Raw genomic sequence first — 23,215 nt, 5'->3', positions numbered from 1 at the left:
GGTAGGTTCGTGGCCATGCGCATAGGCCAGCAGGCCCCCGAGTTCGCACTCCCCGACCGCACCGGCACCGTCCGCACGCTCTCCGAGCTCCGCGGCGACGGCCGCGCCGCGGTCTTCTTCTACCTCACGGCCGGATCGCCGGTGTGCGTCGCCGAGGTCGATCGGTTCCGCGCGGCGGGCGAGGAGTTCGACCGGCGCGGCACCGCGCGGATCGGCATCAGTATGGACCCGGCGGCCCGGACACAGGCCTTCGCCGACGTCATGGAGCCCGGCTTCCCGTTGCTCACCGATGCCGACGGTGCCGTCGCCGCCGAGTACGACGTCCTGCGCGGACGGTACGCCGTGGCCCCCGTCAAGCGGCGGACCTTCCTCATCGACTCCGACGGGACCGTGCTGCACATCGTGATCGGCGAACTCCGCGCGGTGGCGCACGTCGAGGAGACCCTCGCCTTCCTCCGGACCCTCACCGGGTAGCCGCCGACGGATCAGCGGGTCGCGACGAGCCCCGCCTCGGCGGCAGTGACCTGTGCCAGACGGTCCGTGGCCTCGAACGGCACCTGGGAGATGAAGTAGGTCTCCGGGACGGTGTCGACGACGGTGACCCGCAGCCGCTCCCCGCGGGTGGGAGCGTTCTGCAGCAACACGTTCGCGGTCGCACGACCGGCGCGGATCCCCGACACGCTCGCATCGGTGACCTGCAGACCGTCGATCCGGGCGTTGTGGCCGGTGTAGCCGCTCCCGTTCGCGAGGTTCTCGGCGAAGGCCTTCGCGAGCGCCTTGACGTCGAGGCCGGATCGCCCGAAATCGCCGATGCTGACCTGTGAGACCCACGATCCGGTAGGTCCGAACGGCGCGCGGGCCTGGCTGACTCCGCCGGTCTGGGCCGGGGTGAACGACCACCCGGGCAGGGCGGAGGTCGGGAACGAGAGCGATGCGGCGCTGAGCCGCACGGGTGCGGCGGCGGCTGGAGACACCGCGGCGACGGCGGCGACGGACACGGCTGCGGACGTGACAGCTACACGTCGGAGAAGGAGTGCGATAGTCATGATCAACATGAATATCGTGTTTTACAATGCTGATCTAGGTAACGTTCGTCACGATTCGGACGGCCACGCCGGATCAGCCCTCGGAACCGAGCAGCAGGTCGCCGTCGAAACAGGTGTGCGTGCCGGTGTGGCAGGCCGGCCCCGTCTGCCGGACGGTGAGCAGGACCGTGTCACCATCGCAGTCGAGGCGCACGTCGCGGACGTCCTGCACGTGACCCGAGGTCTCGCCCTTGACCCACAACTGCTTCCGGGATCGCGAGTAGTAGGTGCCCTTGCGGGTGGCGAGGGTGAGAGCCAGGGCTTCGTCGTTCATCCACGCCATCATGAGCACGTCGCCGGTACCCTCCTCCTGGGCGATGGCGGCGACGAGCCCGTCGGCGTTGCGCTTGAGCCGTGCGGCGATCGCCGGGGCGAGCCCCGAGTCCTGCGGAGCGTCGAGCCCGCTCATCGTCGGACCACCAGACCGTGCGTCGCCATCTCGGCCTTGACCTGGCCGATCGTCATGTCCCCGAAGTGGAAGACGCTGGCGGCGAGCACCGCGTCGGCGCCGGCCTCGACGGCGGGGGCGAAGTGCTCAACCGCGCCGGCGCCGCCGGAGGCGATGACGGGGATGTGCACGGCTTCGCGGGCCGCACCGATCATCCGCAGGTCGAATCCGGCCTTCGTGCCGTCGGCGTCCATCGAGTTGAGCAGGATCTCCCCGACGCCGAGTTCCTCGCCGCGGCGGGCCCATTCGATGGCATCGAGGCCGGTGCCCTTGCGCCCGCCGTGCGTGGTCACCTCCCAGCCCGACGGTGTCGGGCGGGCCGCGTCCGCGCCTTCGGACGGCACGGTGCGCGCGTCGACGGAGAGCACGATGCACTGGCTACCGAACCGGTTGGACAGCTCACGGAGCAGCTCGGGGCGGACGATCGCCGCAGTGTTCACGGACACCTTGTCGGCGCCGGCGCGGAGCAGGGCGTCGACGTCCTCGACGGAACGCACGCCGCCGCCGACGGTGAGCGGGATGAACACCTGCTCAGCGGTGCGGCGCACCACTTCCAGCATCGTTCCGCGGCCGGAGCTCGACGCGGTGACGTCGAGGAAGGTCAGCTCGTCGGCCCCCTGCGCGTCGTACGCGGCCGCGAGCTCGACGGGATCACCCGCGTCGCGCAGGTTCTGGAAGTTGACGCCCTTGACGACGCGCCCGTCGTCGACGTCCAGGCACGGGATCACGCGCACGGCCACCGTCATCGGCTCCGCCTCCTTCGAAAGTGGTTCAGTAGCTGAGGGTTCCGGAGTGCCCCGGGTCGCCGCGGTAGTCCGACGGTGCGCCGACCGACCGGACGACGCCGAGCAGCTCGTCGTGGACGACGGGTGACCCGGCGAGCACCGAATCGGCACCGACGTGCCATTCCTCGCCCGCGAGGTCGGTCACGCGGCCGCCGCCCGCGAGCACCAGGGCGGCACCGGCGGCGTTGTCCCAGGGATGGTGTCCGAACACGACGGCTCCCCCGAGCACCCCCGCCGCGGTGTACGCGAGGTCGACGCCCGTCGACCCGAACTGCCGGACCCGCGCGACCCGGCGCGACACCTCGCCGAGGATGGCGTAGCGGTAGTCGCCCGGGAAGCGGCCGTTGCTGCCGCGGCTGAAGCTGCCGACCGCGATCATCGCGTCGTCGAGCCCGCCGTCGCCCAGCGGCGGCAGTTCCTCGCCGCCGTTGCGGACCGGACCCTGCACGTGGCCGAAGAAGGAGTCCCCGACCAGCGGGAACCAGGCGAGCCCCGCGACCGGTCTCCCGTCGTGCAGCAGGCCGAGCAGGGTGCCGGTGGCCGGGTAGCCGGCCGAGTAGTTGAAGGTGCCGTCGATCGGGTCGAGCACCCAGACGGTGCCCTCGTCAACCGCCGGGCCGCCGTACTCCTCGCCGTGCACGGGCACCCCGGTGGACTCGGCCACGGCGCCCGCGATCCGGCGTTCGAGCTCGAGATCGAGGTCGGTGGCGAAATCCGCCGGCCCCTTGGCGACCGACGCCGGCGCTCCCACGCCCTCAACGAACCGCGGCGCGGCCTCGTCGAGCGCAGCGCCCGCCAGAGCCAGGAGCCGGTCCGGGTCACCGGAGAAGCCTGCGGGGAATCCGGCCACTAGCGCGACACCGCCGCCAGCGCCTCGGGCAGCGTGAACCGGCCCGCGTACAGTGCCTTGCCGATGATCGCGGAGTCGACGCCCGCGTCGACGAGCGTGGCGATCGCGGTGAGGTCCTCGAGTGCGGAGATGCCGCCGGAGGCGACGACCGGCGCGTCGGTGGCGTTCGCGACGGCCGACAACAGATCGAGGTTGGGACCGGTGAGTGTGCCGTCCTTCGAGACATCGGTGACGACGTAGCGGCTGCAGCCGTCCTTGTCGAGGCGCTCGAGCACCTCCCAGAGGTCGCCGCCGTCGGTCACCCAGCCGCGTCCACGCAGGCGCCACCGGCCGTCGATCTGCTTGACGTCGAGTCCGACGGCGATCCTGTCGCCGTACCGGGCGATGGCGCTCGCGCACCACTGCGGGTTCTCGATCGCCGCGGTGCCGAGGTTGACGCGGGCGCACCCGGTCGCGAGGGCAGCGGCGAGGGAGTCGTCGTCACGGATTCCGCCGGACAGCTCGACCTTGACGTCCAGCTCCCCGATCACGCCCGCCAGGAGCTCACGGTTGCTGCCCTTCCCGAACGCCGCGTCGAGATCGACCAGGTGAACCCACTCGGCACCGTCGTTCTGCCAGGCGAGGGCGGCATCGCGGGGCGACCCGTAGGCCGTCTCACTGCCGGCCTCCCCCTGAACCAGACGGACGGCCTGACCGTCGGCGACATCGACTGCGGGAAGAAGTACCAGACTCACGGCTCCAGCCTAGTGTGTCGGGTCATCCCGATCGACGTCGTCCTGCCCGGCCGTGGCCCGCCCGACGAGGCGGTGGGAGACGACACCCATGGCGGCGACCGCCCCGACCAGCCCGGCGGCGACGATGAGCAACGCGATCGGGGGGCTCGGGCGGAGGACGTTGAGCAGGACGACGGACAGCGCGAGCACGGCCACGGCGGCGCCGAGCGAGAACAGTGCGAGCCGGCCCAGGGACAGGCCGCGCTGACCGGTCACAGGGTCTCCACCCAGTTCTTCAGGAGGATCGCGCCGGCATCGCCGCTCTTCTCCGGGTGGAACTGGGTCGCCCACAGGGGCCCGTTCTCGACGGCTGCAACGAACCGGCCACCGTGGTCCGCCCACGTGACCTTGGGCGCGCGGATGTGGTCGGCGATATCGAGTTCCCACCGCTGTACGGCGTACGAGTGCACGAAGTAGAACCGAGTGTCCGCACCGGTACCGGCGAAGAGCCGGGAGCCCTCGGGGGCTTCGACGGTGTTCCACCCCATGTGCGGCACGACCTCGGCCTGCAACCGTTCGACGGTGCCGGGCCACTCCCCGCAGCCGTCGGTCTCGACGCCGAACTCGATGCCCTTGTCGAACAGGATCTGCATACCCACGCAGATCCCCATGACCGGCCGGCCGCCGGCGAGCCGCTCACCGATGATCCGGTCGCCCTGCACCGACTTCAGACCCGCCATGCACGCCTCGTAGGCGCCCACGCCCGGAACGAGCAGGCCGTCGGCGGAGAGGGCGACCTTCGGATCGGCGGTGACGGTGACCTCGGCCCCGGCCCGTTCCATCGCGCGGTGCGCGGACCGGATGTTGCCGGAGCCGTAGTCGAGGATCGCCACCTTCTTCATGCAGTCCAGCCTAATCGGCGCGCGTCGCACCCCGCACCGGAGTATCCGGTCACCCGGTCACGGGATCAGGATGAACTTCCCACGGGCGTGCGACGACGCGAGCTCGGAGTGCGCCCGCGCTGCATCGACCAGCGGGAAGGTCTTGGCGATCACGTTGACCACCGTGCCGGCGGCCGCGAGCTCCAGGAGCGGCACCCGCGCCGACTCGCGGACCCGCGCGCTCTCGGGATCGGGTCCGCCGATCGCCACGAAGCCGTCCCGGGCAGCGCGGTCGAATCCGGCGATCGTCACGATGCGCTTCCGCTCCGGTACCAGCTGGAGCGAGACGTCCGCGGCCTCATCGGTCCCGACAGTGTCGATCGCCGCGTCGACGCCGCCCGGCGCGGCCTCGCGGACCCGCTCGGCCAGTCCGTGGCCGTACACGACCGGAATCGCGCCGAGGCTCCGGAGATAGTCGTGGTTCGCCTCGCGTGCGGTGCCGATCACCGTGGCGCCGCGCGCCTTCGCGAGCTGCACCGCGAGGAGGCCGACGCCACCCGCCGCACCGTGGATCACGACGGTCTCCCCGTCCTGCAGTCCGATGCGCTCCACCGCGTCCCACGCCGTGAGGCCCGTGGCCAGGAGGCCCGCCGCTTCTTCCCAGCCCACGCCTGCGGGCTTGGGGAGTACCGCGGCAGCGGGAACGACCACGGCCGAGGCGTACACGCCCGGGGCGTACACCACCACCTCATCGCCCACGGCGATCGGTCCCCGAGGTCCCTGCGCGTCCGGACCGACGGCCGTCACCACACCCGACGCCTCCAGTCCGAGCCGCTGGGGCAGCGTCGACGGGTCGTCGCCGAACGCCCCGCTGTACCGCTTGTAGTCGATCGGGTTCACCCCGACCGCACGTACCTCGACGGCCACTTCGCCCACCCCGGGCGCCGGGAGCTGCTCATCGATCACCTCGAGGACCTCTGGTCCTCCGAACGCCGTCGCCACCACTGCTGTCGTCATGCCGTGATCAACGGGCGACGGGCGGGGAGCATTCCGTCGCGACTCACCGTGATCGGAAGGTCTCGCAGCGACACCCGCGGGCGCGTCCGGATCAGAACTCGCGGGCACCGATCAGCGCGTCGGAGATGATCGCGGTGGCGCGCTGGAGGGCGGGGATGGCGCGCTCCTCGAAGCCCTCGCCCAGGCGCGACACCGGACCCGAGATGCCGACGGCCATCGGTGTGGGCGCGCCGGGCACGGCCATGGCGAAGCAGCGAACGCCGACCTCCTGCTCCTCGTCGTCGATCGAGTAGCCCCGCGCGCGCACGGTCTCGACCTCCGCGAACACTCCGGACAGGGTGCTGACGCTGTGCGGCGTCGGGGCGGGGATGCCCGCCTGGCCGACGAGCTTGACGATCCGGGCATCGTCGAGCTCGGCGAGCACCGCCTTACCCACCCCACTGTTGTGCAGGTTCACCCGCCGGCCGGCCTCGTTGTTGGTCCGCATGCTGTGGGGGGACGGGACCTGCCCCGTGTAGATGACCATGTCACCGTCGAGGACAGCGAGACTCGCGGTCTCCTCCAACTCGTCGACGAGCGACTGCAAGACTGGCACGGCCACCGCACCGAGCTGACGGTTCGCGACCTCACCGAGCCGGATCAGGCGGGGCCCCAGGGCGTATCGCCGATTGGGCAGCTGGCGGACGTACCCGATCCCGACGAGGGTGCGCAGCAGCCGATGAATGGTCGGCGGAGGAAGGGGCGTGCCGGCCGACAGTTCACTGAGTGAGCACTCGCCGCCCGCTCGCCCCATGAGCTCGAGCAACTCGAAGGCGCGCTCGACGGACTGCACTCCGGTCGTGGACTTACCCGCCATGCGCTCCCCCTACCGTGCGTTGCTGACCGCGCGAAACCTGCTGTTCCGTATCGAGACTACCCACATTCATTCCGCCCAATGTTCCGTATCGCGGCATCGGTTTCCGAACACACACCGGACGGTTCCCATCAAGAGCACTACCGTGCGGAACAATCGATTCGCATCGCGGAACCTCGGCGTCGACATTCGCAGCCGCCCCGTAGACGCGACGCCGCCGCGATGGCGGCACCCCTTGTCGCACCGCACATGTCACACGGACTCTCCCCTGAACACGTTCTTGACAGCCTCTCGACGGCGTGTTTCACTCGACGTGACCGGAATCACAATTCCGGACGGCGGAACCGCATTCTGCGCCGCCCGACGATCGCCTTCGATCGACTCCCACCATCTTCGCCGCTCCGCCGGAGCATCTGCGCCGACGGGTGCCACTCCCCCGTTTCGGACCGAGAGGACCACCATGACCAGCTCACAGAAGGGCGCGGCCGACGATCGCGTCGAACAGCGGGCCGCCGGCTCACCCGGTACCGGTTTCCTGGACAGATTCTTCGAGATCACCCGTCGCGGGTCGACCGTTCCGCGGGAGATCCGCGGCGGCCTGGTCACCTTCGTCGCGATGGCCTACATCGTCGTGCTCAACCCCCTGATCCTCAGCAGCTCAGCGGACGCCGCTCAGGGCACACTGGGATTCGTCCAGGTCACCGCCGTCACCGGGCTGACCGCGGGCCTCATCACCATCCTGTTCGGCCTGGTCGCACGCCTGCCCTTCGCCCTGGCAGCCGGACTCGGCATGAACTCCTTCCTCGCGGTGGCGGTGGTCAAGGACGTGACCTGGCCGGAAGCGATGGGCCTGGTGATCATCAACGGCGTGATCATCGTGGTCCTCGGCGCCACCGGTATCCGGACGGCGATCTTCCGCGCGGTTCCGGCGGAGCTGAAGACGGCGATCACCGTCGGGATCGGCCTGTTCATCGCCTTCATCGGCTTCGTGAACTCGGGTTTCGTGACCCGGACGCCCGCGGGCCCGCCCGTGCAGCTCGGCCACGACGGATCGATCGACGCACTGCCGACCGCGGTCTTCGTCTTCGCACTGCTGCTCATCGCGATCCTGGTCGCGCGCCGGATCCCCGGAGCGATCCTCATCGGCATGATCGTCGCAACCCTGATCGCGATCGTGGTGCAGCACTTCGCGAAACTCGGCACCGTGGGCGATCCCCACCACCCCGACCCCAAGGGCTGGAACCTGAGCGCGCCGGAGCTCCCGAGCCATGTCGTCGCCCTCCCCGATTTCGGGCTGATCGGCCAGTTCGACCTGGTCGGAGCCTTCGAGCGGATCGGTGCCCTCTCGGCGACCATGCTGGTCTTCACCCTGGTGTTCACCAACTTCTTCGACGCGATGGGCTCGATGACCGGCCTCGCGCGGCAGGCGGAGATCGGGCAGCCCGACGGGACCTTCCCCCGCATCCGGTCCGCATTCGTGGTCGAGGGCCTCGGCGCCGTCGCGGGCGGCGCCTCCTCCGGCTCGTCGAACACCGTCTTCGTCGACTCCGCCGCCGGCATCGCGGAGGGCGCGCGCACCGGCCTCGCGGCCTGCGTGACCGGCGCGTTGTTCCTCGCCTCGATGTTCTTCGCGCCGGTCATCGGCGTCATCCCGATGGAGGTCGGTGCCGCCGCGCTGGTCGTCGTCGGCTCGATGATGGTCGCGCAGATCCGCGAGATCGACTTCACCCACTTCTCGGTCGCCCTGCCGGCGTTCCTCACGATCGTGACCATGCCGCTGACCTACTCGATCGCGAACGGCATCGGCGTCGGCTTCATCACCTGGGCCCTGCTCAGCGTCCTCAGCGGTCGCGGGCAGAGGGCGCACTGGCTACTGTGGGCCGTATCGGTCGGGTTCGTCCTGTACTTCGTCCGTGGACCCATTACGGCACTGATAGGCGGCTGACGTGCAGCTATACACCGAACTCACCACACCGTAGCTCCACCGAATCCGGGATGCGGAAACAAGATTCCGAAACACCCTTCCCACTGTGACTCGCGTCACCTATGATCAAGCTCTGGATCCTGTTCGCATGGAAAACCAGCGGTCCAGCTCAGCTACACGAACCATGCCTGACGGAACCCGTCCCCGGGTTCAGTAGGGATGCAGCGGTGATCGAAACGCTGACCGGATGTCGTGTGACAGTCAACGGCGAGCCCCGCGCCTTCACGGGAGCCACCCACACGAGTGCGCTCGATTGGCTCCGTGACCAGGGCCTGACCGGTGCCAAAGAGGGATGCGCCGAGGGCGAGTGCGGGGCGTGTTCCATTCTCGTCGCCCGTCCCGGCGACCCCGACGTACCCGGGGACCGAACCAGATGGACGGCCATCAACGCCTGCCTGACCCCGGCGGCCGCGCTGGCCGGCCAGGAGGTCGTCACCTCCGAAGGGCTCGGATCCCCCGACCGGTTGCACCCCGTCCAGCAGGCCATGGCGCTGCGCGGCGGATCGCAATGCGGCTACTGCACACCGGGATTCATCTGCAGCATGGCAGCGGAGTACTACCGGCCGGACCGCGCGTGCGCGAGCGCCTGCGCACCAGAGGGATCCAGCACGGGCCCCGCGCTCGATGAGGAGCACGGACCGAACGGCTTCGACCTGCACGCCCTGTCCGGAAACCTCTGCCGCTGCACGGGATACCGCCCGATCCGCGATGCGGCGTACGGACTCCCCGCGGACCCTGCCGCCGACGACCCGCTGGCCGCCCGGCGGGCCGACCCTGCGCCGGAGCCCCGCCCGATGGAGATCCACAGCGCGCAAGGACGATTCCTCCGTCCCGCCGCCTTCGACGACGTGCTCGACCTGCTCGCCACGGACGAGTCTCCCGTACTGGTGGCGGGTTCCACCGACTTCGGCGTCGACGTGAACCTCAAGGGCCGCCGGGAACGACTCGTCGTGGCGATCGACCGCCTCCCCGAGTTGCGCGAGCTGAACGTCTACGCCGACGCCGTCGAGATCGGCGCCGCGCTCACCCTCTCGGAGATCGAGCGCCGGCTGGGCGGTCGAATCCCGCTCCTGGCGCAGGTCTTCCCGCAGTTCGCGTCGCGGCTCATCCGCAACGCCGCCACGCTCGGCGGCAATCTCGGCACCGGTTCGCCGATCGGCGACACCCCGCCGGCGTTGCTCGCCCTCGAGGCGCAGCTGATCCTCGCGTCGCGGTCCGGGGAGCGCACGGTCCCTCTGTCGGAGTACTTCACCGGCTACCGGCAGACGGTGCGCCGCCCCGACGAACTGATCAAGGCGGTGCGGATCCCGGTGCCGCTCAGTCCGGTCACGGCGTTCCACAAGATCGCCAAGCGCCGCTTCGACGACATCTCCAGCGTCGCAGTCGCGTTCGCACTGACAGTCGCGGAGGGGACGGTCACCCGCGCCGCCATCGGCCTCGGGGGCGTCGCCGCGACGCCGCTGCGCGCCACGGCCACCGAACGGGCGCTGATCGGGCGCCCGTGGTCGCGCGACACGGTGCTCGCCGCCGCCGATGTCCTTCGCAGCGAGGGCACTCCGATGGACGACCACCGTGCATCCGGCCGCTACCGCGCAGCGATGCTGGGCCGCTCCCTCGAGAAGCTCCACGCCGAGTCCACCGTGTCGACCGACACCGTCGCCCCGAGGGAGCTGTCATGAGCCACCTGTCCGAACGCCCCGCGAACGCCGTCGTCGGCCAGGACGTACCGCACGAGAGCGCCGTCCTGCACGTGACGGGCGCCGCCCTGTACACCGACGACCTCGTCGGGCGCACCCGAGACGCCCTGCACGCCTACCCGGTCCAGTCCGATTGCGCCCACGCCCGGATCATCGCGCTGAACACCGAAGCCGCTCTGCGCGTTCCCGGCGTCGTCCGCGTGCTGACCGCCGCCGACGTCCCCGGGGTCAACGACGCCGGGATCAAGCACGACGAGCCGCTGTTCCCCGAGGACGAGGTGATGTTCTACGGGCACGCCGTCTGCTGGGTGCTCGGCGACACGCTGGAGGCGGCGCGCCTGGGCGCCGCAGCCGTCGAACTCGAGTTGGAACCGTTGCCGTCGCTGATCACCCTGGGCGAGGCCATCGCCGCCGAGAGCTTCCACGGCGCCCGGCCGACGGTGCGCCGCGGCGATCCGGGGGCCGGGTTCGCGGAAGCCGCCCACACCTTCTCGGGGGAGTTCGAGTTCGCCGGCCAGGAGCACTTCTACCTGGAGACCCACGCCTCCCTCGCGCAGGTCGACGAGGCCGGGCAGATCTTCGTACAGTCCAGTACGCAGCACCCGTCCGAGACGCAGGACATCGTCGCGCACGTCCTCGGACTGCCGAGCAATGCCGTCACGGTGCAGTGCCTCCGGATGGGAGGGGCGTTCGGCGGCAAGGAGATGCAACCGCACGGCTTCGCCGCGATCGCCGCCCTCGGGGCGACCCTGACGGGGCGTCCGGTCCGGCTGCGGCTCGATCGCACGCAGGACATGACGATGTCGGGCAAGCGGCACGGGTTCCACGCCACGTGGCGTGCGGGCTTCGACGACGACGGCCTCATCACCGCCCTGGAGGCGACGCTGACCGCCGACGGCGGCTGGAGCCTCGACCTCTCCGAGCCCGTCCTCGCCCGTGCGCTGTGCCACATCGACAACGCCTATTGGATCCCGAACATCGCGGTGCACGGACGGATCGCCCAGTGCCACAAGACCTCGCAGACCGCCTTCCGCGGGTTCGGCGGACCGCAGGGCATGCTGGTCATCGAGGACATCCTCGGCGCCTGTGCGCCCCGGCTGGGCCTGCCCGCCCGGGAGCTGCGGCGCCGCAACTTCTACAGCGACGGCCAGAGCACCCCCTACGGCCAGCCGGTCCGGCATGCCGACCGCATCCGGACCGCATGGGAACAGGTCATCGCGTCCGGCGATGTCGAGGCGCGCGAGGCCGAGATCGACGCGTTCAACGCGGCGCACCCGCACACCAAGCGCGCGGTCGCCCTCACCCCCGTCAAGTTCGGCATCTCGTTCAACCTCACCGCGTTCAATCAGGCCGGCGCGCTCGTCCTCGTCTACAAGGACGGCTCCGTCCTGATCAATCACGGCGGGACCGAGATGGGCCAGGGCCTGCACACGAAGATGCTCCAGGTCGCCGCCACCACGCTCGGCGTGCCGCTGTCCCGCGTGCGACTCGCGCCGACACGCACCGACAAGGTGCCCAACACATCAGCGACCGCCGCGAGCTCGGGTGCTGACCTCAACGGCGGCGCAGTCAAGAACGCCTGCGAGCAGATCCGCGATCGTCTCGCGGCCGTCGCCGCGTCACTCATCGGGACCAATCCGTCCGACGTGCGCTTCTCGGACGGCACGATCAGCGGACTCGGCGCCGCCGCGCAGAAGCTCACGTGGGAGGAAGTGGTGCACGCGGCGTACTTCCAGCGCGTGCAGCTCTCGGCCTCCGGCTACTACCGCACGGAGGGTCTGCACTGGGACGCGAAGGCCATGCAGGGCGAGCCCTTCAAGTACTTCGCCTACGGTGTGGCCGCGAGTGAGGTCGAGGTCGACGGCTTCACGGGCGCGTACCGGCTCCGCCGCGTGGACATCGTCCACGACGTCGGCGACTCCCTGTCCCCGCTCATCGATCTCGGCCAGATCGAGGGAGGGTTCGTGCAGGGCGCGGGCTGGCTGACGCTGGAGGACCTCCGGTGGGACGAGAGCGACCGCCGCACCCGCGGAAGGCTGCTCACGCAATCGGCGAGTACCTACAAGCTTCCGAGCTTCTCGGAGATGCCGCCCGATTTCCGGGTCGCGCTGCTGGACAAGGCCCACGAGGACGGCGCGGTCTACGGCTCGAAGGCCGTCGGTGAGCCCCCGCTCATGCTGGCGTTCTCCGTCCGGGAGGCCCTGCGCCAGGCAGCGGCAGCTTTCGGGCCGCCCGGCGCGAGCGTCGAGCTGGCCTCACCCGCCACACCCGAGGCCGTCTACTGGGCGATCGAGAGCGCGCGCGCCGCCGGACCGGAGCGGAACGGTCACCGTCGGGATGCGGTCCCGGACACCGTCGCCGCACCTGCCCCCGCGCCGCTCGGCTGAGGTCGACATGACCTGGCTGGGCGACGCCGCCCGCCTCCGCCGCGACCGGCGACCCGCCGTGCTGATCACTCAGGTCGGCGTGCGCGGCCACGCCCCGCGGGAGGCCGGTGCGAAGATGATCGCCTCTGCGGACCGCGAATTCGGCACGATCGGCGGCGGCAATCTCGAACTGACCGCGATCGATCGCGCCCGGACCATGATCCGCGGCGGGGTCACGGTACCGGAGACCCTGACGCTCCGGCTCAACGACAAGGCCCGGACCGAACACGGGCGGCAGTGCTGCGGAGGCGAGGTGGTCATCGTGCTCGAACCGTTGCCGGTGGTACCGGCGGTGGCGATCTTCGGGATCGGCCACGTGGGACTGGAACTCACGCGGATCCTGTCCCGCCAGGACATCGAGCTCCACCTCACCGATTCCCGCCCCGAACAGCTCACGGCGGCGGCACAGATCGAGCCGGGCGAGGCCACCGTGCACCTCCGGCACTCGATGCTCCCCGAATCGGTCCTGGAGGAGTTGCCGGCCGGCACCCACGTTCTCATCATGACCCACGACCACGCCGAGGACTTCAATCTCTGCGACCAGGCCCTTCGCACACCCGGACTGGGCAGCATCGGGCTCATCGGCTCCTCCGCGAAGTGGACCCGGTTCCGGGCCATGCTCGCCGAGGCCGGACACGACGCCGAGGCCATCGGCACCATCCAATCCCCCATCGGGCTGAGCACCCTCGTCGGCAAGCACCCCGCGACCATCGCGGTCAGCGTCGCGGCCGACCTCCTCGCCCGGTTCCCCACATCCGTTCCAGGAGAACACACATGATCATCTACCGCAGTCGCGTCCTCGACACCCCGGACGACCCGTTCACCGGCGGTGTCCTCCGCTCGGACGGCGATGCCGGCATCGCCGTGGAGCGCAGCGTCATCGTCGATCGCGGCGACTTCCGCGCGGTCGCCGCGCGACATCCGGGCGCCGAGGTCGTGGACCTCCGAGACGGCGTCCTGCTCCCCGGCTTGGTCGACACCCACGTGCACTACCCGCAGATCCGCGCCATCGGCGGACTCGGCATGCCCCTCCTGGACTGGCTCGATCAGTGCGCCCTGCCCGAGGAGTGCCGCTTGGAGGATCCCGCGTACGCGGGCGCCGTGGCCCGGGAGTTCCTCACCGGGCTGACCTCGGCCGGCACCACCACGGCGCTCGTCTTCGGCTCCCACTTCCATGACGCCGTCGACGCGCTCTTCGCCGAAGCCGAGAAGGTCGGCGTCCGGATGACCGCGGGGCTGGTCACGAGCGACCACAATCTGCCCGAGCCCCTGCTGAGCACGCCGGAACGGTCGTACAAGGAGGGCCGCGACCTGGCCGACAGGTGGCACGGCCGCGGCCGGCTCCGGTACGCGGTGACGCCGCGGTTCTCGTACTCGACCACACCGGACATGCTGGCGAGCGGCGCCGCTCTCATGGCGGACGTGCCCGGACTGTGGTTCACCTCGCACATGAACGAGAACCCGGCGGAGATCGCCGCCGTCGCCGACCTGTTCCCCGGATCGGCGCACTACCTCGACACCTACCACCGGCACGGCCTCATCACCGAACGTTCCGTCCTCGCCCACAACGCCCATCCGACGGACGAGGAGCTCACGCTCCTGGCGGGCTCCGGGGCATCGGTCGCACACTGCCCCACGTCCAATTCGGCGCTCGCGAGCGGATCCTTCCCACTGCGCCGACACCTGGACCACGGCGTGCGGGTGGCACTGGGCACCGATGTCGGTGCCGGGAGCGGCTTCTCGCTGTTCAAAGAGGGGCTGCAGGCCTACTTCATGCAACAGTTGCTCATGGGCGACGGTGTCCCCCTCACGGCGGTGCACCTGCTGCACCTCGCGACGCGAGCGGGCGCGCAGGCCCTCGGCCTCGATGACGTCGGCGACCTGTCGGTGGGCAAGCAGTTCGATGCGATCCTCGTCCGTCCCGAGGCGGGACAACCGCTCGACGTCTGCCTGCGCCGGGCCGAGACGGCGGAGAACGCTCTCGCCAAGATCTTCTCGCTCGGCACCGCCGCGGACATCGCGCGCGTGTGGATCGGCGGCGAGGCACCGGTGATCCCGGCCGCGATCCCGGCCGGATAGGCACCGTCGACCGCCCGGACGCAGCGGGTCCGCGCGACGTGACGCCGGAACCTCCGAAACCCTTGTGTGCCCGCTCCGATCGGCGTATTCTCCACCATACGGAATTACTTTTCCATTTACTGACCGGAGGTCCCATGCCCACACGATCGCTCACCGACGACGCTCTGGCCGCGATCGACGGGGGGCTGGCGGAGACCGATGCGCTGCTGGCGCGCGGTTACCCGGGCGACGACGGCCGCCGACAGCCGGTCCAGACCGCGTACATCCCGGCGGACCGGTTCACCCCCGACACCGCCTGCACCTGGGGTGTCGCCGCGATCGCCGCCGCCGAGGAGGCCGGTGGCGTCGCGGAGGTGGCCGAGATCGTGGGCCTGGCAGACGACCCCGCGCTCGCCGATCTCGTCCGGCACAAGCTCAGCACGGAGCCGATCGAGGACCTCCGCCTGGACTTCGAGGACGGCTACGGCGATCGCGGCGACGAGGCCGAGGACGCCGACGTGCTCGCCGCCGCCGAGGCCGTGTCGAAGTCGGTCGCCGACGGGGTCGCCCCGCCGTTCATCGGGATCCGGTTCAAATGCTTCGAGGCGCCCACCCGGGCGCGCGGCCTCCGCACGCTGGACCTGTTCCTCGGTGCTCTCCTCGAGGCGGGCCCGCTGCCCGAGGGACTGACTCTGACGCTGCCGAAGGTCACCACCGTCGGCCAGGTCGAGGCGATGGTGGACGTCGCGGGTCGGCTGGAGCGGGCGCTCGGCCTCCCGGACGGCCGCCTGCGGTTCGAGGTGCAGGTCGAGACGCCGCAGGTCATCCTCGGCGCGGACGGCACGGCACCGGTGGCCCGGCTCATCCACGCCGGCGAGGGCCGCGTCAGCTCGCTGCACTACGGCACCTACGACTACTCGGCCTCGCTCGGCATCGCCGCGCAGTACCAGTCGATGGAGCACCCCGCCGCGGACCACGCGAAGAACGTCATGCAGCTCGCCGTCGCGGGCACCGGGGTCCACCTGTCCGACGGGTCGACGAACATCCTCCCGATCGGCGACCCGGCGCACGTCGCCGACGCCTGGCGTCTGCACGCGCGCCTGGTCCGGCGCCACCTCGAGCGCGGGATCTACCAGGGCTGGGACCTGCATCCCGCGCAGCTCGTCACCCGTTACCTCGCGACCTACGCGTTCTACCGCGAGGGCTTCGCCGCCGCCGCGACCCGACTGCGCAACTACGTGCACAAGGTCGATTCCGCCATCCTCGACGAGCCCGCGACGGCCCGCGCGCTGGCGTCCTTCATCCACCGCGGCGTGACCTGCGGGGCGGTCACCGCCGCCGAGGTCGCCTCCGCCGCCGAGGTCACGGTCGACACCGTGCGCGACCTCGCCCTCAACCGTCCCATCCAGAACCAGGAGAACCGATGAGCGCCACCGAGCCCTTCTACTACTCGCCGCAGGGCGGGCACCCGCCGCAGACCGATCTGCTCACCGACCGCGCCATCGTGACCGAGGCGTACACGGTGATCCCCCGCGGCGTCATGCGCGACATCGTCACCTCGGTGTTCCCGGGCTGGACGAACACCCGCGCGTGGGTCCTCAACCGCCCCGTGGCCGGCGGTTCCACCACGTTCGCGCAGTCCATCGTCGAGGTCGGCGCCGGCGGCGGCTCCGACGCTCCCGAGCCGCAGCCCGAGGTCGAGAGCTTCCTCCTGCTCACGCAGGGCGCGCTCGAGGTGACCATCGACGGCACCGCCCACGCGCTCACCTCCGGCGGCTACGCGTACATCCCCGCCGGGACGGCCTGGTCCGTCGCCAACAAGGCCGACGGTGCCGCCGTCTTCCAGTGGATCCGCAAGCGCTACGAGCCGCTCGCCGGCCACACGCCGAAGGTCGCCGTCGGCAACGAGCGCGACATCGAGCCCTCCCCGATGCCCGGCACCGACAACAAGTGGCGCACGACGCGGATCCTCGACCCGCAGGACCTCGCGTACGACATGCACTGCAACATCGTGACCTTCGAGCCCGGCGCGTCGATCCCGTTCGCGGAGACGCACGTCATGGAGCACGGCCTCTTCGTCCTCGAGGGCAAGGCCGTCTACCGCCTCAACGGCGACTGGGTGGAGGTGCAGGAGGGCGACTACATGTCCCTGCGCGCCTTCTGCCCCCAGGCCTGCTACGCGGGCGGACCGTCGAACTTCCGCTACCTGCTCTACAAGGACGTCAACCGCCAGATCGTCCTGTAACGCACACCAGTACGACGGTGCCGCCTCCCGGATTCCGGGAGGCGGCACCGTCGTTCTCGGAGCGGTCAGGACAGCGCGGCCGCCGCCCGGACGAGCGCCTCTCGCAGGCGCATCGTGTTCGCGTCGAGGGTCCGCTCGACCTGCTCCTGGCTGACCGGCCACGGCGTCTCGGCGATCACGTCGTGGTCCGTCACCAATGCGACGCAGGCGTAGTCCATGCCGAGCTCGCGCGCGAGGACCGCCTCCGGGTAGGGGGTCGTCGAGACCACGTCCCAGCCCTGCGCGGCGTACCACCGGGACTCCGCGGTGGTCGAGAACCGCGGGCCGCGAATCGCGACCACCACGCCGCCGTCCGCCACCACCCAGCGCTGCTCGCGCAGCGCCGAGATCGCCGCCTCGCGCGTTCCCGCCGCGAAGGGCTCCGCGAAGGACACTCGGATGTCCTCGTCGTCGTGGAAGGTGTCGTCGGTGATGCCGGTCCGGTCGACCAGCTGATCGGGCACCACGACGGTGCCCACGCCGATCGACGGATCGAAGGCCCCCGCGGGTGTGGCGCCGAAGACGTGCCGCACCCCGAGGTGGTGCAGCGCCCAGATGTTGGCGCGGTGGTTGATCCGGTGCGGCGGGATGTTCCGCTCGCGGCCCGACCTCGTCAGATACGCCACGCGACGACCGTGTGCGGTGCCGATGACGATATCGTCCGACGGGCGACCGTACGGCGTATCGACCGGGTAGGAGCGCGCGTCGTCCAGCAATCCGTAGTAGCCCCAGCTGCCGAGGATGGCGACCGTTGCGTCCGCTGCGTGCGCGGCGGTGGACTCAGACATTCTTCGCTCCTTCGGGATCGGTGGTGCCATCGGCAGCGGTCACCGCGTCGGCGCGCGGCGGGAACGCCGCGGTGCCGTGGCCGGGGTGGGCTCGAACGTCATCGGGATCGTCGACGACCAGCGTGCCCTCGAGGACGGCCTTCATCTTCTCGGTGTCGAGGAGGCCCTCCCAGCGCGCGATCACGAAGGTCGCGAGGCAGTTCCCCAGGAGGTTCGTCGCGACGCGCATGGAGTCCATGAGGCGGTCCGCACCGAGCAACAGCGCCACCGCCGCGACCGGGAACGCACCGACCGCTGCGGCCGTCGCCGACAACGCGACGAACGCCGACCCCGGAACGCCGGCCATCCCCTTGGAGCTGAGGATCAGGATTCCCATGATCGCGATCTGCTGCCCCACACTGAGATCCGCGCCGACGGCTTGGGCGAGGAACATCATCGACAGCGACAGGTAGATCGCGGCGCCGTCGAGGTTGAACGAGTAGCCGGTCGGGATCACCAGACCGACGACCGAGCGGTCGCAACCGGCGGCGTCGAGCTTCTTGATCACCGACGGCATCACGGCCTCGGACGAGCCGGTGCCGAGCGCGAGCATGAACTCCTCGCGGCAGTACTTGAGGAACTTCCACGTACTCACGCCGGTGATGAGCCGCACCGCGACGGCGAGGATGAGGATGAACACGATGGCCGCGCCGTAACACGCGACGACCAGCATGCCGAACGACGCCAGCGAACTCGCGCCGTAGTTGCCCACGGTGAACGCCATCGCGCCGAAGGCGCCGATCGGGGCCAGGTACATGATGTAGCTGACGATGCGGAAGATCACGTGCATCGCCTGATCGATCACCTCGAGCAGGACCGGCTGCACCTTCTCACTGATCGCGGCCAGGGCCACACCGAAGAGGACCGCGAAGAGGAGCACCTGCAGCAGGTTGTTCTTCGCGAACGCGTCGACGACCGAGGTCGGAATGATGTTCATGACGAAATCGACGCCGCCGGGCAGCTTCTCACCGTGCGTCTGCGCATCGATGGCGCTCGCATCGAGCGTCGCCGGGTCGATGTGCAGTCCGGCACCGGGACGCACCACGTTGCCGACGAGCAGGCCCAACGCGAGCGCGAAGGTCGTGCACACCGTGAACCAGAGCAGCGCCTTCGCGCCGATCTTGCCGAGGGCCGCCATGCTGCCGACCTTCGCGATGCCCGTCACCACGACGAGGAAGATCAGCGGCGAGACGAGCATCTTGATGAGCTTGATGAAGCCCTGGCCCAGCGGCGCCAGGTGGTGGGAGAACTCCGGGAAGAAGATGCCGGTGCTGATGCCCGCGGCGATGCCGATGAGCACCTGCACGAACAGGGATCTGTACCAGGGCTTCTTGGTCGGCGCAGCGGGTGAACTCACGGTCGTTCCCTTCGAGTCGGGCATCGTGTCTGAGTCAGCTCTGAATCGGCCAGCCGGTCACGACCTTCGGCCGCGGGGCGGCGTAGGTCCGGACCTTGGAGGTGCGCAGGCCCATCCGGACCAGCCCCTCCGCGATCGTGACGGCCGAGCGGACACCGTCGACGATGGGGACTCCCGTTGCGGCGGAGACCTTCTCCTCGAGCTCCGCCATGCCGCCGCAACCGAGGCAGATGACCTCGGCATGGTCGCGCTCGACCGCCTCGCGCGCCTGCGCGACGATCGCCTCGACGGCGCGCTCGGGCTCGGACTCGAGTTCGAGCACGCCCAGTCCCGAGGCGCGCACCGAGGCGCACCGCGCATCCAGCCCGGCGAGCTTGAGCCGATCCTCGATGAGCGGCACGGTGCGGTCGAGGGTGGTGACCACGGAGTACTTGTGCCCCAGGTACATCGCGGTCGACGCCGCGGCCTCGGTGATGTCGACGACCGGGACCTCGAGCAGCTCCTGCAGGCCCTCGCGGCCGTGCTCGCCGTAGCCCGCCTGAATGACGGCGTCGTACGGGCCCTCGTACCGGGTGATGGCGTCCATGACGGCGATCGCCGCGAGGTAGGACTCGAAGTTCCCCTCGCAGGAGTCCGCCCCGAACCGCGGTGTGATGCCGATGATCTCGGTTCCCGGGGACGCTGCTGACCGGGCGGATTCCGCGATGGCCGCGGTCATGGACTCGGTGGTGTTGACGTTGGCGACGAGAATGCGCATGGCGGGTGCTCCTAGTGCTTGCTGGGAACGGCGATCGGCTCACCGGAGACATCGACGAACGGGCCCGTGCGATCGGCCACGAGCAGATAGACGATCGCTCCGAGCGCGGCGCCGATGAACCACGAGTAGTTCGACACGACGTGGAACGCGGGGACGAAGGCCATGAGAAGCGCGGCACCGGCGGTGGGGACGAGGGCGATCACGGCGCGCGGGTTGACGCCGCCGCGGTAGTAGTACGGCGCGTCGGGCAGGTCGCAGTACAGGTCGGGCACGTTGACCTTCGACCTGCGGATGAGCCAGTAGTCGGCCATGACGATGCCGAACAGCGGGCCCAGGAGGGCGCCGAGGCCCCCGAGGAAGTAGGTGATCACCGCGGGCGAGTCGTACAGGTTCCACGGCAGGATGACGAGTCCGATGACACCGGAGATGAGGCCGGCGCGGCGGAAGTTCAGCTGCTTGGGGAAGAGGTTGTTGAGCGCGTAGATCGGCGCGACGAAGTTCGCCATCAGGTTGACCGCGACGGTCAGCACGAGAAGCGCCAGGCACGCGAGGACCAGGAGCAGCGTGTTCGGGACGGTCTTGACGATGTCCGCCGGCGACTCGATGACCTGGCCGTTGATCTTGAACTGCGCCCCGGCGAGGGTGATCACGATGCCGCCGAAGAGCAGCATGTTGAGGGGGATGCCGAAGAAGTTGCCGCGCACGATGGACTTCTTCGCCTTCGCGTTGCGGGTGAAGTCGCAGAAGTTGAGGACGAAGGTGCCGTAGATGGCGACCCACAGGCTCGCGCCGCCGACGATCTGCAGCCACATGTCCAGTCCGGTCTTGGACGTCGGCGTGGTCCACGCGATCGACCAGCCCGCCTTGCCGAACATCCAGAACGCCAGCGAAGCCATCGTGATGAGGATGACGGGTCCGGCGAACGCCTCGTACTTGCGGATCATCTCCATGCCGTAGCTCACGATCACCAGCTGGATCACCCAGAGCACGACGAACGCGATCCACCCCAGTGTGGAGAGACCGAGGAAGCGGTTGTGATCGAGCGTATCGGCACTCGGGATCACGGCGACGATCATGATCCGCAGGACCACCGATGCGAGGTAGGTCTGGATGCCGAACCAGGCGATGGCGACGACACCGCGGATGAGTGCGGGGATCTGCGCGCCGCGGATGCCGAAGGAGATGCGGCTCATCACTGGGAAGGGCACGCCCGTCTTCTCCCCCATGAACCCGGACAGGTTCAGGAGGAGGAAGAGGAACACGCCGCCGAGGCCGAGCGCGAGCAGGATCTGCCAACCTCCGAGGCCGAGCGCGAACAGTCCGATCGCGAACGCGTAGTTGCCGAGGCTGTGCACGTCGTTCGCCCACAGGGTGAAGATGTTGTAGCCGCCCCAGGTGCGGCCCGCTCGCTTCGTCGGTGCGAGGTCCCGGTTGTAGAGGCCGTCGCTGAGCCGGTTGAGGGCATCCACGTCGGGCAGATCGGCGATGTCGGCGTCACCGAGTCGGATCGGGTTCGCCTCCGGCGCGCCGGCGCGGGGGGTGAGTTCTTCTGTCATGCTGGGCCTTCGTTCTTGCTGGCTGACCGCTCGAATTCATTCCGTGTTACGGAACGATTCTTCCACTGGTAGCGATAAGTAAGACCTATGCCAGCGTTCCTGTCAAGAGGGATGTCGCATGTCGGAATATGATCGCCACACGGCGGAAACTGGAATCTTGACTAGTGGTGCAGGTCACACCTACTGTTGCCTCAGGATCGAGACGAAATTCCGCGACTCGGAATTTCTAGCGAAGGAGAGCTCATGAGCACGGACACCCCCGAGTACGACCTCGTGGTCCGCGGCAGCCGCATCGTCACCACCGCCGGAACGGTCGCCCGCGAGGTCGGGATCCGCGACGGCCGCGTCGTCGCCATCGAGCCGCTCGGGAACGGCCTCGCGGGCCGGGAGGTCATCGAACTCAGCGACGACCAGGTGATGATCCCCGGCCTCGTCGACACGCACGTGCACGTCAATGAGCCCGGCCGCACCGACTGGGAGGGCTTCGAGTCCGCGACGAAAGCGGCCGCCGCGGGCGGCGTCACGACGCTGGTGGATATGCCGCTCAACTCGATCCCGCCCACCGTCGACCGCGAGGCCCTGCGTCTCAAGCGCGAGGTGGCCGGCCCCAAGGCCTACATCGACGTGGGCTTCTGGGGCGGTGCCGTGCCGGGCAACAAGGACCAGCTGCGCGGCCTGCACGACGACGGCGTGTTCGGATTCAAGTGCTTCCTGCTGCACTCGGGCGTCGACGAGTTCCCGGCGCTCACGGTGGACGAGATGCAGGAGGACATGGCCGAACTGGCCACCTTCGACTCGCTGATGATCGTGCACGCGGAGGACGCGTGCTCCATCGACCACGCCCCCGAGCCCACCGGAGCCGAGTACTCCGGCTTCCTGGCCTCCCGCCCGCGCGGCGCCGAGAACAAGGCCATCGCCGATGTCATCGAACGGGCCCGCTGGACCGGAGCCCGCGCGCACGTGCTGCACCTGTCGTCGTCCGACGCGCTGCCGATGATCGCGAGCGCGCGGCGCGACGGGGTCAAGCTCACCGTCGAGACCTGCCCGCACTACCTCACGCTGCTGGCGGAGGAGATCCCGAACGGCGCGACGGCGTTCAAGTGCTGCCCGCCGATCCGCGAGGCCTCGAACCGCGAGTTGCTGTGGGAGGGACTGCAGAACGGCACGATCGACTGCATCGTGTCCGACCACTCCCCCTCGACGATCGACCTCAAGGACGTCGAGAACGGCGACTTCGGTGTCGCGTGGGGCGGCGTCGCCTCGCTGCAGCTCGGCTTGTCCCTGATCTGGACCGAGGCCAAGCGCCGCGGTATCGGGCTCGAGCAGGTGCTCGAATGGATGTCGGCGAACCCCGCCCGGCTGGCCGGCATGACTCGCAAGGGCCGCATCGCCCTGGGCTTCGACGCGGATTTCGCGATCTTCGAGCCCGAGGCCGCGCAGGTCGTGGACGTGCACCGGCTGCACCACAAGAACGCCATCTCCCCCTACGACGGGCGCGCGCTCGCCGGGGTCGTCGACGGCACCTGGGTGCGCGGTCGGAAGGTCGACTTCGAGACCCCGCACGGCAGCCTGCTCCGCCGCGGCGAGGCCTGACAGGCCGATCCGTCCCGGGGCCGACGGCGCACCGTCGGCCCTCG

22 protein-coding genes are annotated in these 23,215 nt (G+C 69.8%); 9 read left to right on the top strand and 13 right to left on the bottom strand.

All coding sequences use genetic code 11. The features are described from left to right. Positions 1 to 15: 15 nt before the first annotated feature. Complete coding sequence (locus ABZX10_RS07855; protein WP_355536855.1) at positions 16 to 474, top strand: redoxin domain-containing protein; 459 nt, start codon at positions 16 to 18, stop codon at positions 472 to 474. Positions 475 to 485: 11 nt separating this feature from the next. On the opposite strand, the gene ABZX10_RS07850 is transcribed toward ABZX10_RS07855, so the two are convergent. From ABZX10_RS07850 to ABZX10_RS07810, 9 genes are all read right to left on the bottom strand, one after another. Continuing rightward, positions 486 to 1,046 (bottom strand): hypothetical protein, encoded by a 561-nt coding sequence (locus ABZX10_RS07850; RefSeq protein WP_355536852.1) that lies wholly within the window; start codon positions 1,044 to 1,046, stop codon positions 486 to 488. Positions 1,047 to 1,119: 73 nt separating this feature from the next. Continuing rightward, positions 1,120 to 1,494, bottom strand: a complete 375-nt coding sequence (gene hisI, locus ABZX10_RS07845; RefSeq protein ID WP_355536849.1) for a phosphoribosyl-AMP cyclohydrolase — start codon at positions 1,492 to 1,494, stop codon at positions 1,120 to 1,122. After that, on the bottom strand, positions 1,491 to 2,279 hold the full coding sequence (hisF, locus tag ABZX10_RS07840) for an imidazole glycerol phosphate synthase subunit HisF (protein ID WP_355536846.1): 789 nt from the start codon (positions 2,277 to 2,279) through the stop codon (positions 1,491 to 1,493). Before hisF ends, hisI begins: the two co-directional genes overlap by 4 nt. A 25-nt stretch (positions 2,280 to 2,304) precedes the next feature. After that, positions 2,305 to 3,168: an inositol monophosphatase gene (locus ABZX10_RS07835; RefSeq protein ID WP_355536843.1), complete on the bottom strand. Its 864-nt coding sequence runs from the start codon at positions 3,166 to 3,168 to the stop codon at positions 2,305 to 2,307. Then, entirely contained in the window at positions 3,168 to 3,902 is a 735-nt protein-coding gene (priA, locus tag ABZX10_RS07830) for a bifunctional 1-(5-phosphoribosyl)-5-((5-phosphoribosylamino)methylideneamino)imidazole-4-carboxamide isomerase/phosphoribosylanthranilate isomerase PriA (protein WP_355536840.1), read from the bottom strand. Before priA ends, ABZX10_RS07835 begins: the two co-directional genes overlap by 1 nt. A 9-nt stretch (positions 3,903 to 3,911) precedes the next feature. Next, positions 3,912 to 4,157, bottom strand: coding sequence for a hypothetical protein (locus ABZX10_RS07825; RefSeq protein ID WP_355536837.1), 246 nt, complete (start codon positions 4,155 to 4,157; stop codon positions 3,912 to 3,914). Continuing rightward, the gene (hisH, locus tag ABZX10_RS07820) at positions 4,154 to 4,783 is read right to left on the bottom strand and encodes an imidazole glycerol phosphate synthase subunit HisH (RefSeq protein WP_355536834.1); all 630 of its coding nucleotides are present in this window, start codon (positions 4,781 to 4,783) and stop codon (positions 4,154 to 4,156) included. Before hisH ends, ABZX10_RS07825 begins: the two co-directional genes overlap by 4 nt. A 57-nt stretch (positions 4,784 to 4,840) precedes the next feature. After that, positions 4,841 to 5,779 carry an NADP-dependent oxidoreductase gene (locus tag ABZX10_RS07815; RefSeq protein WP_355536831.1) on the bottom strand — a complete coding sequence of 313 codons (939 nt, stop codon included), beginning with the start codon at positions 5,777 to 5,779 and terminating at the stop codon, positions 4,841 to 4,843. Between the two features lie 91 nt (positions 5,780 to 5,870). Beyond that, positions 5,871 to 6,635 (bottom strand): IclR family transcriptional regulator, encoded by a 765-nt coding sequence (locus ABZX10_RS07810; protein WP_068569446.1) that lies wholly within the window; start codon positions 6,633 to 6,635, stop codon positions 5,871 to 5,873. A gap of 457 nt (positions 6,636 to 7,092) precedes the next feature. On the opposite strand from ABZX10_RS07810, the gene ABZX10_RS07805 reads away from it, so the two are divergent. The 7 genes from ABZX10_RS07805 (at position 7,093) to ABZX10_RS07775 (ending at position 17,042) form a co-directional block, all read left to right on the top strand. After that, positions 7,093 to 8,577, top strand: coding sequence for an NCS2 family permease (locus ABZX10_RS07805; RefSeq protein ID WP_355536827.1), 1,485 nt, complete (start codon positions 7,093 to 7,095; stop codon positions 8,575 to 8,577). A 233-nt stretch (positions 8,578 to 8,810) separates the two neighbouring features. Next, a complete protein-coding gene (locus tag ABZX10_RS07800; RefSeq protein ID WP_355536824.1) occupies positions 8,811 to 10,295 on the top strand; it encodes an FAD binding domain-containing protein in 1,485 nt (494 codons plus the stop codon). After that, on the top strand, positions 10,292 to 12,700 hold the full coding sequence (gene xdhB, locus ABZX10_RS07795) for a xanthine dehydrogenase molybdopterin binding subunit (protein WP_355536821.1): 2,409 nt from the start codon (positions 10,292 to 10,294) through the stop codon (positions 12,698 to 12,700). Before ABZX10_RS07800 ends, xdhB begins: the two co-directional genes overlap by 4 nt. Before the next feature lie 7 nt (positions 12,701 to 12,707). After that, positions 12,708 to 13,517, top strand: a complete 810-nt coding sequence (gene xdhC / locus ABZX10_RS07790; protein ID WP_355536818.1) for a xanthine dehydrogenase accessory protein XdhC — start codon at positions 12,708 to 12,710, stop codon at positions 13,515 to 13,517. Further along, positions 13,514 to 14,818: a guanine deaminase gene (gene guaD, locus ABZX10_RS07785; protein ID WP_355536815.1), complete on the top strand. Its 1,305-nt coding sequence runs from the start codon at positions 13,514 to 13,516 to the stop codon at positions 14,816 to 14,818. The genes xdhC and guaD overlap by 4 nt, the downstream gene beginning before the upstream one ends. A gap of 134 nt (positions 14,819 to 14,952) precedes the next feature. Further along, on the top strand, positions 14,953 to 16,224 hold the full coding sequence (locus ABZX10_RS07780) for an aldolase (RefSeq protein WP_355536812.1): 1,272 nt from the start codon (positions 14,953 to 14,955) through the stop codon (positions 16,222 to 16,224). Further along, the gene (locus ABZX10_RS07775) at positions 16,221 to 17,042 is read left to right on the top strand and encodes a bifunctional allantoicase/(S)-ureidoglycine aminohydrolase (RefSeq protein ID WP_355536809.1); all 822 of its coding nucleotides are present in this window, start codon (positions 16,221 to 16,223) and stop codon (positions 17,040 to 17,042) included. Before ABZX10_RS07780 ends, ABZX10_RS07775 begins: the two co-directional genes overlap by 4 nt. 65 nt (positions 17,043 to 17,107) lie before the next feature. Here the strand turns inward: ABZX10_RS07775 and ABZX10_RS07770 are convergent, their stop codons facing one another. From ABZX10_RS07770 to ABZX10_RS07755, 4 genes are read right to left on the bottom strand one after another with little or no spacing between them, the layout of a single operon-like run. After that, entirely contained in the window at positions 17,108 to 17,869 is a 762-nt protein-coding gene (locus ABZX10_RS07770; protein ID WP_355536806.1) for an MTAP family purine nucleoside phosphorylase, read from the bottom strand. Further along, complete coding sequence (gene dctA / locus ABZX10_RS07765; RefSeq protein WP_355536803.1) at positions 17,862 to 19,265, bottom strand: C4-dicarboxylate transporter DctA; 1,404 nt, start codon at positions 19,263 to 19,265, stop codon at positions 17,862 to 17,864. The genes ABZX10_RS07770 and dctA overlap by 8 nt, the downstream gene beginning before the upstream one ends. Before the next feature lie 34 nt (positions 19,266 to 19,299). Next, positions 19,300 to 20,022 (bottom strand): aspartate/glutamate racemase family protein, encoded by a 723-nt coding sequence (locus ABZX10_RS07760; RefSeq protein ID WP_355536800.1) that lies wholly within the window; start codon positions 20,020 to 20,022, stop codon positions 19,300 to 19,302. Between the two features lie 11 nt (positions 20,023 to 20,033). Beyond that, positions 20,034 to 21,578: an NCS1 family nucleobase:cation symporter-1 gene (locus tag ABZX10_RS07755; RefSeq protein WP_355536796.1), complete on the bottom strand. Its 1,545-nt coding sequence runs from the start codon at positions 21,576 to 21,578 to the stop codon at positions 20,034 to 20,036. 243 nt (positions 21,579 to 21,821) lie between these two features. On the opposite strand from ABZX10_RS07755, the gene allB reads away from it, so the two are divergent. Further along, positions 21,822 to 23,171, top strand: a complete 1,350-nt coding sequence (gene allB, locus ABZX10_RS07750) for an allantoinase AllB (protein ID WP_355536793.1) — start codon at positions 21,822 to 21,824, stop codon at positions 23,169 to 23,171. The last annotated feature ends 44 nt before the right edge of the window (positions 23,172 to 23,215 follow it).

Source organism: Tsukamurella sp. NPDC003166 (assembly GCF_040611135.1).
Taxonomy (GTDB): domain Bacteria; phylum Actinomycetota; class Actinomycetes; order Mycobacteriales; family Mycobacteriaceae; genus Tsukamurella.
This window is presented reverse-complemented; position numbering and strand designations above follow the sequence as displayed.